Source organism: Levilactobacillus tangyuanensis, assembly GCF_003946545.1.
Lineage (GTDB): Bacteria > Bacillota > Bacilli > Lactobacillales > Lactobacillaceae > Levilactobacillus > Levilactobacillus tangyuanensis.
In genome coordinates, this window is sequence record NZ_RHOA01000004.1 from 1 (window position 1) to 14,452 (window position 14,452).

12 protein-coding genes are annotated in these 14,452 nt (G+C 49.5%); 8 read left to right on the plus strand and 4 right to left on the minus strand.

Going from position 1 to position 14,452, the window contains the following annotated elements:
• Positions 1–102: 102 nt before the first annotated feature.
• Positions 103–969, minus strand: coding sequence for a CatB-related O-acetyltransferase (locus tag EKM96_RS04485; protein WP_225417609.1), 867 nt, complete (start codon positions 967–969; stop codon positions 103–105).
• A gap of 255 nt (positions 970–1,224) precedes the next feature.
• On the opposite strand from EKM96_RS04485, the gene EKM96_RS04490 reads away from it, so the two are divergent.
• Complete coding sequence (locus EKM96_RS04490; RefSeq protein WP_125640362.1) at positions 1,225–3,060, plus strand: APC family permease; 1,836 nt, start codon at positions 1,225–1,227, stop codon at positions 3,058–3,060.
• Between the two features lie 67 nt (positions 3,061–3,127).
• Here EKM96_RS04490 and lrgB read toward each other — a convergent pair whose 3' ends face one another.
• Positions 3,128–3,934: an antiholin-like protein LrgB gene (lrgB, locus tag EKM96_RS04495; RefSeq protein ID WP_125640365.1), complete on the minus strand. Its 807-nt coding sequence runs from the start codon at positions 3,932–3,934 to the stop codon at positions 3,128–3,130.
• Positions 3,935–3,981: 47 nt separating this feature from the next.
• Complete coding sequence (locus EKM96_RS04500) at positions 3,982–4,353, minus strand: CidA/LrgA family protein (protein WP_382336245.1); 372 nt, start codon at positions 4,351–4,353, stop codon at positions 3,982–3,984.
• 478 nt (positions 4,354–4,831) lie between these two features.
• On the opposite strand from EKM96_RS04500, the gene EKM96_RS04505 reads away from it, so the two are divergent.
• Positions 4,832–5,926: a glycosyltransferase family 4 protein gene (locus EKM96_RS04505; protein ID WP_125640368.1), complete on the plus strand. Its 1,095-nt coding sequence runs from the start codon at positions 4,832–4,834 to the stop codon at positions 5,924–5,926.
• A 43-nt stretch (positions 5,927–5,969) separates the two neighbouring features.
• On the opposite strand, the gene EKM96_RS04510 is transcribed toward EKM96_RS04505, so the two are convergent.
• On the minus strand, positions 5,970–6,632 hold the full coding sequence (locus tag EKM96_RS04510) for a YigZ family protein (RefSeq protein WP_125640371.1): 663 nt from the start codon (positions 6,630–6,632) through the stop codon (positions 5,970–5,972).
• Between the two features lie 79 nt (positions 6,633–6,711).
• On the opposite strand from EKM96_RS04510, the gene EKM96_RS04515 reads away from it, so the two are divergent.
• From EKM96_RS04515 to EKM96_RS04540, 6 genes are all read left to right on the plus strand, one after another.
• The gene (locus EKM96_RS04515; RefSeq protein WP_125640374.1) at positions 6,712–8,022 is read left to right on the plus strand and encodes a helicase-related protein; all 1,311 of its coding nucleotides are present in this window, start codon (positions 6,712–6,714) and stop codon (positions 8,020–8,022) included.
• A gap of 254 nt (positions 8,023–8,276) precedes the next feature.
• Positions 8,277–8,696 carry a ComF family protein gene (locus tag EKM96_RS10665; RefSeq protein WP_225417611.1) on the plus strand — a complete coding sequence of 140 codons (420 nt, stop codon included), beginning with the start codon at positions 8,277–8,279 and terminating at the stop codon, positions 8,694–8,696.
• Positions 8,697–8,835: 139 nt separating this feature from the next.
• Positions 8,836–9,399, plus strand: coding sequence for a ribosome hibernation-promoting factor, HPF/YfiA family (gene hpf / locus EKM96_RS04525; protein ID WP_125640380.1), 564 nt, complete (start codon positions 8,836–8,838; stop codon positions 9,397–9,399).
• A 197-nt stretch (positions 9,400–9,596) separates the two neighbouring features.
• Entirely contained in the window at positions 9,597–11,960 is a 2,364-nt protein-coding gene (secA, locus tag EKM96_RS04530) for a preprotein translocase subunit SecA (protein ID WP_125640383.1), read from the plus strand.
• Positions 11,961–12,035: 75 nt separating this feature from the next.
• Positions 12,036–13,152 (plus strand): peptide chain release factor 2 gene (prfB, locus tag EKM96_RS04535; RefSeq protein ID WP_191987341.1). Its coding sequence is split into 2 segments (ribosomal slippage): positions 12,036–12,107 and positions 12,109–13,152, totalling 1,116 coding nucleotides; the frame shifts between segments, so codons are not numbered across the junction.
• 144 nt (positions 13,153–13,296) lie between these two features.
• Entirely contained in the window at positions 13,297–14,451 is a 1,155-nt protein-coding gene (locus EKM96_RS04540; RefSeq protein ID WP_125640389.1) for a PDZ domain-containing protein, read from the plus strand.
• The last annotated feature ends 1 nt before the right edge of the window (position 14,452 follow it).

Consider the following 14,452-nt stretch of genomic DNA (forward strand, 5'->3'; position numbering starts at 1 on the left):
CGCCACAACTTCTATTTGATAACGGCCTGTTCTGGGATTGTCCTCAACGACTGGCTAACTTGTTCTTGCAATTTACGCAAACAACTCATTTAAGCCTTGAGGCTAATTCTGACCGTCTTCGACGGCTTCGTGGCGTTTAGCCATTTCGACGAAGTCATCGAGGGTGGCAACGGGCGGGGTGAAGGGCTGTAAGTCGCCGTCGGCCACCTGTTGTTCGACCTTGTCGAGGAAGGTTTCAATATCATCACCCGGCTCAACGTTCAGGTCGCCGTAGCCGTATTGCCACCATTTAAGCGCCATTAGGCGTTCAATAATGGGTTCTGGGAACCGGTATTTCAGAATTTTTGCCGGTGATCCGCCAACGACCGCATAGGGTGGAACGTCCTTGGTCACCAGGGCACCGCCGGCGATAATGGCGCCGTCGCCAATCGTCAATGGCTTAGGCACAAACCGGACTTCCGCACCGATCCACACGTCGTTACCAATCACGAGAGGGCCGCCGTTATTCGCCCCATTGTTGGGTTCGTAGTCAACGGTATTGCCAGAGTCGGCTAGGTATTTTTGAAAGGCCATGGTATTACGGTCATACGTGAGCATAGAGGTCGTATACCGCGTCGTTGGGTGACTGAGCGGGAACCGGTGAACACTGCTGGCGATGGAAGAATAACGGCCAACAAGGGTGTCCAGTGGCAGGTTGCTGGCAGCCAGACTGAAGGCCCCCATGCTAAAGAAGTGATGCCCCGTCAGGTACATGGTGTAAGGTTCCGTACAAAAGGTGTTTGATACTCGGACCTGCTGAAACCGGCCGGGGTACCGATTGGTTTGGTGATGGCGAGCAGTTAGAAAAATATCGTGTTCTTTGAAGACCTTCTCCGCGATATCGGTGTAGTCAAATACGTGGTTTTGCACCACTGGTTCTGTAATCACGCCGTCCTGAAAGAAAGTCACGCCGTTAATAATAGTTGACATAGTGTCCCTCCTTGTTTATTTCCATCATACTATAATGTGTTCAGATGATGGCCAAAAACGATCGTTTTTTTGTAAAAAATTTGGTGGGATATTAAATTGCCAAGTAAACGTTTTTACGGTTTGCTAACTATTTGAGGTGTGGTAATGTGGGTTTAATTGTAGTAGAATTACGTCTGCATTCAGATTTTGATGAATGAAGGAGTTAAGCGGGCTGAAGCCCGTTTCATTATTTGTGGAGATAAGGAGAAAGTAGTCATGTGGCATTATTTAAAGCGGGTTTTGATTGGAAAACCCCTCAAGACTATGGACGAAGGTGGCCAGGCGCTGACCAAGTTTAAAGCATTAGCATTGTTGTCGTCTGATGCCCTTTCATCCGTGGCATATGGTACTGAGCAAATCACCACAGTTCTTATTACCTTATCTGCTGCCGCCCTCATGTATCAATTGTGGGTTGCCGCGCTGGTTTTAATTCTGTTGTTTGCGATCACGCTTTCCTACCAACAAATTATTCACGCGTACCCCTCCGGAGGGGGCGCCTACGTTGTTGCCAGCAAGAACTGGGGACAATCTGCCGGATTAGTTGCCGGCGGGTCCTTGTTGGTCGATTATATGTTAACGGTGGCCGTTTCAACGACGTCAGGGACCGAGGCCATTACTTCGGCCATTCCGGCCCTGTATCCGTACTCGGTGTTGATTTCAATCCTAATTGTGATTGGCATCATGTTGTTGAATTTACGGGGAATGCGGGAATCGGCGTCGTTTCTGACGGTGCCGGTTTATCTCTTTATCGGGATGATTATTGTCATGGTTGGGATGGGGCTTTACAACATCACGACCGGGAATATTACCTACCATGCTGCGGCACCAATGAACGGTAGTGTGCAAGGGATGACCTTGCTACTGTTCTTCCGGGCATTCTCATCTGGGTCCTCCTCGTTGACTGGGGTTGAAGCCATCAGTAATGCCGTGCCTAATTTCAGGGAGCCTAAGCGGCACAATGCTGCATCCACGCTGGCCATTATGGCCGGAATTCTGGCGGTCTTCTTCGCTGGGATTACCTACCTGAGTTACTACATGGGGATTCGTCCCGAGAGTAGCCAAACGGTCTTGTCACAGATTGCGTCCGGGGTCTTTGGCCACGGCGTGCTCTATTACCTGTTGCAACTGTCGACGGCCATGATTTTAGCCGTCGCCGCCAACACCGGGTTCTCGGCCTTTCCAATTCTGGCGTACAACTTGGCAAAGGATAAGTTCCTGCCACACGCGTACCTAGACCGAGGGGACCGACTGGGCTATTCCAATGGGATTATCTCACTGGCAGTTGGGGCGATCGTGCTGATCTTCATCTTCCATGGTCAGACGACGCTGTTAATCCCACTGTATGCGATTGGGGTATTCGTGCCATTCGTTCTTTCTCAATCAGGGATGATCATCCACTGGTTCCGTGAGCGGGAAGGCTTCTGGATGGGTAAGGCATTTATTAACCTGATTGGGGCGTTGATTTCGTTAGCGCTGGTCATCCTCTTGCTGTGGCAACATTTCGGCAACGTTTGGCCATACCTGATCATCATGCCACTGGTTCTGCGCTTGTTCTACCGCATTAAGCATCATTACCGCAACGTTGCTCGGCAACTGCGGGTGGCAGAAAAGGCCAAGGCCGACATTCATAACTATGACGGGGCAACGGTTATCGTTTTGGTTAGCAACATTACCCGGGTGACGACCGGCGCCATCAACTATGCTCAATCCATTGGTGATTATGTGATTGCCATGCATGTGTCCTTCGATGAAAATCCTGAGAAGGAGCACAAGACGGCTCAGGAGTTCAAGGCAGAGTTCCCGGACATTCGCTTCGTGGATATCCACTCCTCCTATCGGTCCATCGCAACGCCAACGTTACGCTTCTGTGACGTGATTGCTAAGCGGGCGGCTGAACGTAACTTTACAACGACGGTTCTGGTTCCCCAATTCGTTCCGCGGCATCCTTGGCAGAATGTGTTGCATAACCAAACGGCGTTACGGCTACGAGCCATCCTGAATTCACGGGAAAACATCATCGTTTCCACTTACAATTATCACTTAAAAGACTAGTAAAAAAAGTCCTTCGCAATCAACTCGATTGCGAAGGACTTTTACGTTGTTATGATTTAATTTTAAATTAACGTAAGCCCATCATAGTTGCAAATGGTGGGACCACGATGTCAACCACGATGGAGATTATAACCACGGCGATTGAAGCCATTGACCCTTGAATGGACCCTAATTGCAGAGCCTTGGCAGAACCAACTGTATGGCCGGCGGTTCCAAGACCTAAACCAGCACCGATAGGATCGTTGTTGATGCGGAAGAACTTAACCAGCCAGTCACCTAACGCGTAAATGATAACGGCGTTCAGGATGCAGGCCATAGCTGTTACGGCGGCATTCCCACCGATGGCCGTGGCGATTGGCATGGCAATCGCAGTCGTTGCGGCTTGTGGCAGCATGGAAGCAATTCCAACCTTGTCCAGGCCAAACAACTTGGCAGCGTAGTAGATAATGAATAGAGAAATAACTAGCCCGATAATAAGTGCCAGAACAATTTCTAACCAGAACCGCTTGACCACGTCATTCCGTCGATACAGTGGAATGGCAAAGGCAATTGTGGCCGGGTTCAAGAACCAGAAGATGATATTCCCACCGGGCAGGTAGGCTGACTTGTAGAAGGTGGCCGTATCGGTCCCAAAGGCTCTAGCCATCAAGTAGAGAATGAAGATCCCTAGAACCATCCCAACGAACAATGGTTGGAAGAGGAAGAAGCCCTTTCCAATTTTGAATAACCATTGCCCGATTAGATAGACAATTAATGAAAGAAAAATACCAAAGAGTGCATTACCAGCTGAAGCTCCGGCGGCGTTGGTACCCAACGCATCGCCTAGCCACTTTCCCCAGACAGCCATGTGTGGGGTCGCAGTTAAAATCATCATATGTCGTCATCCTTTTCTATTTATTGTGTACGATTGCGGGACGATCCTTAATCGTCGTCGACGTCAACGTTACGATGGAAGACATTCTTCCGAATCCGGATGAGGAAGGCCGCGGTATAAGCAACCACAACCAAGAGGACGATGGTAGCGATGAGCACAACGACAACGATCTGGACACCTTGAGTCTTGAGAATATCAAGACTTGCGGCCAGTTGAATCCCAGACGGCACAAACAGAAAAGCAATCAAACTGATCATGAAATCCCCGAACTTTTCCACGTTCCGTAGCTTCACGATATGTGAGGCCAACAGGGCGTACAGGATGACTAATCCAATAACCGGCGTTGGAACTGGAAATGAAGCCGGAAACAGAGGGGAAATTAAACTGGAAACAAACAAGATAGCAGCAAAAATCCCCATTTGAATTAGGATGGGAGAAGCGGGTTTTTCTTCAGCCAAATCCACCTTTTCAACATCTTTATTAGCAGCCAATAGAAAAATCTCCTTTCTAAAATCAAACCCAGGGTGACATGCAAGGAAAAACTTCACAAACTTTTAAAGGACGGTATCACCCGAAAAGGCTAATGTGAAACCTTTCTCAATACCTTAAATTCATTATATGGCTTATATAGTCTTTGCACAAGCTTAATCTTTGCTTTTTCGGTCTTCAGCTGCTTACTTGTGCACAAGTATAATGGGTTTAATCAATAGTAAGCGCTTTCTATAACGTTTCTAATTGTGAATCAGTACACAGGATGTGATAAAATTCGCTTGTGAATTAATTAAGTGGCTTAGACAAACCGGTTAGACCAGTTGCAAACTTAAATTGCGGTTGTGTTTAATTTCGGAGATTTGTATAATTAGCAAAAGATACGTTAGGAAAGAAAGAGGACGCTCTATGAAATTTGAGATTATTGTTAGCTTGTTTGCTACCATGATTATCTCCGCAGTCCTAACACCGTTTGTGCGCCGGTTTGCGTTCCAAATTGGTGCAGTGGATAAGCCTAATCAGCGGCGGGTCAATAAGGTACCAATGCCGACCATTGGTGGTCTGGCAATTTTTATTGCATTTACCTTCTCAACGATGTTTCTTCTGCGAGATCAGATGCCCACACAACAGTTGTGGGGACTCTTCGGTGGTGAATGTATCATTGTGGCTGAAGGGATGCTCGATGATATCTTCGAACTGACCCCCCGGCAGAAAATCTTTGGGCAACTGCTGGCGGCTCTAGAAGTTTACTTCGTGGCGGGTGTTCGCATGCGCTACCTAACGTTACCCTTCATTGGGGCCTGGCATTTTGGGTGGTTATCCTTACCAATCACGCTCCTCTGGATCGTGGCTATTATCAATGCCATTAACCTCATTGATGGGCTTGATGGGCTGGCCACGGGGGTTTCAATCATTGCACTGACAACCACAGGGATTACGGGCCTGTTCTTCCTGAACGTGGCCAATACCTGGGTAGCCATTATGATCTTCGCATTGGTCGCGGCGATGGTTGGTTTCCTTCCATATAATTTCTTTCCCGCGCGAATTTACTTGGGGGACACTGGGGCTCAGTTCATTGGCTTCATGATCGCTTGTTTCTCCTTGTACGGGTTAAAGAACGTCACGTTTATCTCGGTGGTCATTCCAGTAATTATTCTTGGGGTACCGATTACCGATACCGTTTATGCGATGATTCGGCGGATTTTAAATCGGCAACCGATCTCGCACGCGGATAAGCATCACCTGCATCATCGGCTCATGCAACTGGGATTGACCCACCGGCAAACGGTTCTCGTGATTTATGGGATTGCCTTAATCTTTTCGTTTATTTCACTGTTGTACCCGCTGTCCACCATCTGGGGATCAGTTCTGCTGACCATTGCCATCTTGATTGGTTTGGAGTTGTTTGTGGAGGCGATCGGACTGGTTGGATCGGATCGACAACCCTTGCTCCACTGGATTAAGCATATTGTTAAAAAGCTGACGTCAAAAAATTCTGATTAAAAATTAAAAGACTGTCGCAACGAGTAAGTTGCGGCAGTCTTTTTTAGTCGTCGGCATGGCGACTGGCATTAATTTCAACGGGGACTTCATGGTAATCGATGTCGCCGATGGCAATCGCTAGGCGGTTACTGAGCAGATTGGTCATGGCCGTTTGCACGGCTTCAACGGCGGCAAGGTCGACGGCAATGGTCACAGCCACGTCGGCACCATAGGCTGTATCCAGAATGCTGATTTGTTCATCATTTAAATAATGACTGAGGCGGTCAAAGTTACCGTAGTCCACGGTGACCGTGAGGGACTGTTGGCGAACCAGCTTAACGACACCGGTTGCCTCGACCCCGGTTGATGTTGCGTTACTGTAGGCGCGAATGAGGCCCCCGGCGCCAAGCTTGATGCCACCAAAGTAACGCGTGACGACGGCAATCACGTTGTGGAGGTGATTCCGTTGCAGAACGGTTAGGATGGGCACGCCAGCGGTTCCGGAGGGCTCGCCGTTGTCACTTTCGCGTTGAATCTCATCGTGTTCGCCGATCAGGTAGGCCCAGCAATGGTGGGTTGCCTTGGGCTCCCTAGCGATGACATTGGCCAGGAAGTCCTTTGCAGCGTCCTCATCGGTCACCCGACCGAGGTCCGCGATGAAGCGGGACTTTTTAATTTCTAGTTCGTGAGTCCCACTGGATTGAATAGTTAAGTAGTCGGTTTCCATAAAAAAACCTCTTTCTTTCGAAGAATAACGATTAGCGCACGGAGTTACTCTCGTTAGCAAGAAAATGAGGAGGCGGATCATGCTTAGCGAGAAAAAGTGGTTTGGGCGCCAGATATCGGAACCGCCGTCGCACGGGGCAGGGCGACCGGCCTTAGTGCCAGTTGGGACCGAATGGTGTTGTCAACGGTGTCATCAACGGGTTCGATCGACCGATCGACTGGCCAATGGAACGAGTTACTGTCGCCACTGCTTGCAGATGGGGCGGTTAACCACTCGAGATAAATTATACACTATTCCGGAACCAAATCGGTTCTCACACAGGGCGGCCGCAACATTATCTTGGTTGGGGACCTTAAGCCCGCAACAGCAGCAGGCGGCTCAGGCCGTTCTTCAACATCTGCAACGGCGGCAAAACCATTTGCTCTGGGCGGTCACGGGAGCCGGTAAGACTGAAATTACCTTTCCAGCCCTGGCTTGGGCATTGGCCAAGGGGTGGCGGATTGCGTGGTGTTCGCCGCGGGTAGATGTCTGTTTAGAGTTGGCCCCACGGTTACGGCAGGCCTTTGCAACGACCTCACAGGTCTTACTATACGGGGGTCAGCCATTGCCCTATATCTATTGTCAATTGACGGTCTGCACGACCCATCAATTACTCCGATTCCAGGAGGCCTTTGATTGGATAATTGTGGATGAAGTCGATGCCTTTCCGTTGCGAAGCAGTCCAATGCTACAGATGGCCATTCAGCATGCCCAGAAAGCCACCGGTAGTCATCTGCTGTTGACGGCGACACCCGGACCTGAGCTACAACGGCTGGTTCGCCGACGAGCACTGGCGGTGACCTATGTGCCCTTACGCTATCACTGCGTCTTGTTACCGCAGATCCACGTGCAGATCGTCTGGCACTGGCGGCAACGACTTGAAAACGGGCGGTTACCGGCCAAGCTAGTTCGCCACGTTCAGAGGTATTTAGCCGATGGCCAACCCTTTTTGTTGTTTGTCCCGCATGTGGCCGATCTACGGCCGATTCAGTTGGCGTTGGCACGAGTCGGTATCTTAGAAGCGGTGACGGTTCATGCGGGGGATCCTAAACGACAGGAAAAGGTCCTGGCCATGCGGGGCCAACGAATTCCTTTCTTGATTACGACCACCATTCTGGAGCGTGGGGTGACCTTTGCTAACGTCGCCGTGATCATCTTTGGTGGGGATGACGGCGTCTTTTCAACGGCGGCACTCGTTCAAATTGCCGGTCGAGTTGGCCGTTCGGCTCAGTTTCCCACCGGTGAGGTGACCTGTTACTGTCATTCACAGACACGGGCCGTGCTGGCGGCACAACGGATGATTGCCCAATTGAATCAACAGGGTAAGCGGCTTGGCGGTCGGATTCGTTGACCCGATGTGTTTGGTGTGGCCAACCGATTAGACAGACGGTGACGTTATCGGGATTATGGCGCTTCGGCCAACAGCGGACTGAAACGGTTTGCGAGCGCTGCTTGACTCGCTTCCAGCGGGTGACAGCTGACCATTGTCCGCGATGTGGTCGGCAGCAGACGGACAGGCGTTGTTGTTATGACTGCCAACGGTGGGGGGCCAACAGCTTAACCAACCATGCGGTCTATCAATATGATGCCGCCTTTAAGGCCTATATGCAGCAGTATAAATTTCAAGGAGATTATGCCCTGCGTGAGGTCTTACAACAGGAGTTGGTCCGGGCGCTCCACCAGGAAGACTACGACCTCTTAGTCCCCATTCCGATTGACGCGGCGACCTGGCAAACGAGAGGATTCAATCAGGTCACGGGCTGGTTGACGGACCAACCCTATTTTCAGGCACTCACGGTGCGGGCCAGTCACAAGGACCAACCCCAATCGGCTAAAACCAGGGCCGAACGACTGATGACTCAACAACCCTTTCGACTAGTTGAAAATGCACCGGCGTTACTGGCTAATCAGCGGGTTTTATTGCTCGATGATGTGTACACGACTGGTCGGACGCTACGACATGCCGCAGCTGAAATTATTTTGGGGGGCGCGAAAGCGGTTACTAGCCTGACATTAGCGCGATAAAGTTCAATAAAAATCATTAGATTAATTGTTTATGAGAAGGCTTTCCATTATAATATTAGTAAGCAAAGCATATTAGAAGAGTGGTCCTTCTAATGCTGAGCAAGCCAAGTGATTTCTTGGCTGAAGGGAGAGAAGTTTTATGCTCACATTTAATATTCGTGGTGAAAACATCGAAGTTACTGACGCAATACGGGATTACGTCGAAAAGCGCATCAGCAAGTTAGAGAAATATTTCGATAACAACGTTGAGGCAATTGCGCATATTAACCTGAAGGTCTACCAAAACAAGACCGCTAAGGTTGAAGTAACAATCCCACTCCCATACTTGACATTACGGGCAGAGGAAACTTCCCCCGACTTATATGCCAGTGTTGACTTGGTAACGGACAAGCTGGAACGGCAAATCCGCAAGTACAAGACTAAGGTTAACCGTAAGTCACGGGAAAAGGGTTACAAGAACCTTGACTTCTCAACTGACGATGCCGCTGACAAAGACTCAGCGGAAGATGGCAAGTTAGAAGTTGTTCGGACTAAGCGAGTTTCATTGAAGCCAATGGACAATGAAGAAGCTGTTCTCCAAATGGACATGTTAGGCCACGACTTCTTCATCTACGAAGATGCCGAAACTAATGGCATTAGCATTGTTTATCGGCGGAATGATGGTCGTTATGGTTTAATCGAAGCCGACGGTAATGATCGTTAACTCAACAACTAAGGGTGTCGCAGTGATGCGACGCCTTTTTTTATTGAGTTGACGCTAAAGGAAGCGCTTTACGGTCATCAGACTATGTGGAATAGTTTCATCTCGGCTGGGATAGTGGTAAACTGTAGGTTGAATTATCGCAAATAAATGGGTAACTTTAAAATAGACTTACTAAATGTACTGAAGGGAATTCTCACATGCCAAATATTTTGAAACGATGGGTCGAAAGTGATCGCCGAACTTTACGACGCCTCAGTAAATTAGCGGATCAGGTTGGTTCTTACGCTGATCAATATGAACAGCTCTCAGACGACGACCTGAAGGCCAAAACGCCTGAGTTTCAGCAGCGTTACCAAGCTGGCGAAACTCTAGACGACCTTTTGCCTGAAGCCTTTGCGGCCATTCGTGAGGGTGCTCGGCGGGTTCTGGGTCTCTATCCATTCCACGTCCAAATCATGGGTGGGATTGTCCTCCACGAAGGGAACATTTCTGAAATGAAGACCGGTGAAGGTAAGACCTTGACCGCTACCATGCCCGTGTACCTGAATGCCATTGCCGGCAAAGGGGTTCACGTGGTCACGGTTAACGAATATCTCTCTGCGCGGGATGCTACCGAAATGGGTGAACTGTACAACTGGATGGGCCTGTCCGTTGGGTTGAACTCCGCCGAAAAGTCTCCTGAAGAGAAGCGTGAAGCTTACAACGCCGACATCACTTACTCGACCAACGGGGAAATCGGGTTCGATTACCTGCGGGATAACATGGTCGTCTACAAAGAAGATATGGTTCAACGGCCATTAAACTTTGCCATTGTCGACGAAGTGGACTCTATCTTAATTGATGAGGCCCGGACGCCATTGATCATCTCTGGTCAGTCCGAAGGGACTAGTGCCCTTTACCGTCGTGTTGATCGGTTTGCTAAAACCTTACACGACGATGATGATTTCAAGATTGACTTGGAATCTAAGACCGTTGCTTTAACCGATACCGGGATTGAAAAGGCTGAAAAGTACTTTAACCTGGATAACTTGTACGACACTGATAACACGGCCTTGACCCACCATATGGACCAAGCCTTGCGGGCTAATTTCATCATGCTGCGAGACAAGGACTACGTGGTTCAAGATGGTGAAGTCTTAATCGTTGATTCCTTTACTGGTCGGGTTATGGATGGTCGGCGTTATTCCGATGGCTTGCATCAAGCGATTGAAGCCAAGGAAGGCGTTGAGATTCAAGAAGAAACCAAGACCATGGCCAACATTACCTACCAAAACTTATTCCGGATGTACAAGAAGCTTGCCGGGATGACTGGGACGGCCAAGACAGAATCTGAAGAATTCCGGGAAATTTACAACATGGAAGTTATTTCCGTGCCAACGAACAAGCCAGTTGTTCGGGTTGACCAACCCGACCTGCTGTACCCAACGTTGGAATCTAAATTTAACGCGGTTGTTCGTGAGATTAAGGAACTCCATGAAAAGGGCCAACCCATGTTGATTGGGACCGTTGCCGTGGAAACCTCTGAATACCTGTCACAACGACTGGACCAGGAACAAATTCCTCACGTTGTCTTGAACGCCAAGAACCATGCCAAGGAAGCCGACATTATCCAAAATGCCGGTCAACGTGGCGCCGTTACCATTGCCACCAACATGGCTGGGCGGGGGACCGACATCAAGTTGGGACCCGGCGTGGTTGAAATTGGTGGCCTGGCGGTTATTGGGACTGAACGACACGAATCACGACGGATCGATAACCAACTTCGTGGCCGGTCCGGTCGTCAAGGTGACCCTGGTATGACGCAGTTCTACCTCTCCCTTGAAGATGACCTGATGCGTCGGTTCGGTTCCGACCGGGTCAAGAGTTTCTTGGAACGGATGAACGTTGACGGTGAAGACGCCGTTATTCGTAGCACCATGATTACCAAGCAAGTTGAATCAGCTCAGAAACGGGTTGAAGGGAACAACTATGACTCCCGTAAGAATGTGTTGCAATACGATGATGTTATGCGGCAACAACGGAATGTCATCTATGGTGAACGGAACGAAGTGATCAACCAGGATAAGTCCCTGAAGTGGGTACTGATGCCAATGATCAAGCGGACCGTTGACCGGGTGGTTGACCTGCATACGCAAGGCGATCAAAAAGACTGGGATCTCGATACGTTACTCGACTTCGGGATTTCCGCCATGGTTTCGCCTGAAAAGATCAGTTTGGATGACTTGAAGGATAAGTCAGCTGACGAGATCAAGGCGTTCTTCATGGGCTTGGCTAACGAAGTCTATGATGAAAAGGAAAAGCAACTCTACGATCCAGCACAAATGCTGGAATTCGAAAAGGTTGTCCTGTTACGTGTGGTTGATTCGCATTGGACCGACCATATTGATGCCATGGATCAATTGCGTCAATCAATTGGGTTGCGTGGTTACGGCCAATTGAACCCACTGGTTGAATATCAACAAGAAGGTTTCCGGATGTTTGGGGAAATGATTTCTGATATTGATTACGACACCACGCGGTTGTTCATGAAGTCTGAAATTCGACAAAACATTACCCGATAAGCGGGCACGAGTCAACGAGGCGGGAAGTCATTCCAGCCTCGTTTTCTTCTAAAAAAACAAAAAGGAGCCAACATCATGGAATTAAGCGATGCTAAACGTGAGATTACCACCATGCGTGATCAACTGACTGGCTTTAGGAGGTCACTTTGACTTTGATGCCCTAAACGAAAGCATCAGTGTCAATGAAGCACAAATGGCCGAACCCGGTTTCTGGGATGATGCCGTCAAAGCGCAGCGACTCATTGATGAGACCAACGAAATGAAGAAAAAAGTCGATGAATTCCAGCATCTGACGGACCAGGTAGATGACTTAGAGGTCGCCGTCTCTTTGCTTCAAGAAGAGGCCGATCCGGATATGCAGGCGGAATTTGAGGAAAACTTTGCTGCGGCCACGGCCAATCTGCGACAGTACCGACTGAACTTACTGTTGAATCAGCGGTATGACCGGAATAACGCCATCCTAGAAATCCATCCGGGTGCTGGGGGAACGGAATCTCAGGACTGGGGCGACATGCTCATGCGAATGTATACGCGCTGGGCAGAGCAACACGACTTTAAGGTGACGGTGTTGGACTATCAACCTGGGGATGTGGCCGGATTAAGCAGTGCCACCCTATTGATTGCTGGTCACAATGCTTATGGCTATCTGCGGTCTGAGAAAGGGGTTCACCGGTTAGTCCGGATCTCACCATTTGATTCGGCCGGTCGGCGGCATACCTCGTTTGCTTCGGTGGATGTTTTGCCGGAATTGGACGATACGGTGGACGTTGACATCAATCCAGCCGACCTGAAGGTGGATGTTTATCGAGCCTCCGGTGCCGGTGGACAACACGTTAACAAGACCTCTTCAGCCGTGCGGATCACCCACCTGCCAACTGGGATCGTGACGCAGAGTCAGGCGCAACGTTCCCAATTGCAAAACCGGCAGACGGCGTTGGCCATGCTGCGGGCTAAGCTTTATGAACGCGAGGAAGAGAAGAAGGCGGCCGAAAAGGCCAAGTTGGAAGGCGACCAGATGGATATCGGGTGGGGCTCACAGATTCGCTCCTACGTCTTCCATCCCTATACGATGGTCAAGGACCATCGAACCAACTATGAAACGGGGAACGGCCAGGCCGTCATGGACGGTGACCTGGATCCTTTCATCGATGCCTATCTTCAGTGGCAACTGAGTCAGAAGAATCCCGACTAGTCTTTAATGGGCCGTTTGTTTGGTTAACGACCGAATACGGTTGACTATTACAATAATGGTTGTGAGGGTAACACGAATGTCGTGTTACCCTTTTTTGTTTCATGATATACTGGGAACAGTATTTTCAAGGAAGGTGTCGATTGGATGCGGACATTTATAACGGTGGGAAGCTTTGTCCTTCAGCCGGTGGTTTGGTTGGTGATTTTTCGGATATGGTTAACGAGTCGGGCTCGAATTAAACATGAACGGCATGACTTTGGTAGTGCCGTTTATAGTGATCATTATGAACTGCGTCACTTATTGACGCAGGGGATTGGCTTAGGGATCGGACTGGCCATTCTGAACGGGTTAGTGGGTTTCAGTCTGCCGTTAGTGTGGATTGTGATTTACGAACTATTAACCTTAATCACGCTGATTGTTTTGCCGACAACGGTGTTGCCGTTGACTCTGATTGTGGTCAGCACGGGGCTGACACTCGTGGCTAAGTCAACCATCACGCAGTGGCCAGATCTAACGCCAGCGGGCCTAAATTGGCATCTGGTGGGGAACCAGAATTTCTTCTGGCTGGCATTGATGGTCTTTCTATTATTGGGACATTGGCTGGCCAATTATGGTGGTCGGTTTAATAGTCCTCGGATCTACGCCAAACAACGGGGGAAGCGGATTGCCGGTTATCCATGGCGAGAATTCTTAGTCATTCCCATGGCCACTTTGGTTCCAGGCGACTGGTTCAGTAGTCATTGGGCCTTCTGGCCAGTCTTTACCATTCAGGGTCATTCATTCGCCGTTTTAATTATTCCCCTAATCTTGGGCTTGCGGTTTACGGTCTTTCGTCAGGTACCGCAGGCGGTCTATCACCGGCTGGGCAAGCAAATGTTGCCATTGGCCGGGCTGGCCATCGTGGGGGTGGCCTGGATGTATTTCCGGCCACAAGATTTGTTGATTGGCTTAATCGTCCTGTTAGTTGGTTACGGACTGATCCTATGGCGAGCAAAACGTTATGATGCCCGTCAGCCATTCTGGTATTCTCAGGTGGACAACGGGGTTCGCGTCTTGGCGATTCGACCACGGACACCGGCCGTCAAGTTGGACTTGGCGCCAGGTGATATTATTCTAGAATGTAATCAACAACCCGTGACTAGCGAGACCAGTTTCTATGAAGCCTTACTGCTCAACCCAACGTATTGTCATTTACGGGTACGAGACGTGGCTGGGGAGCTCAAAGTGACTGAGACCGCCATATACTCGGGTGCACCACACGAAATTGGGATCGTGTTATTCAGAGATCAGGAGGGGTAAT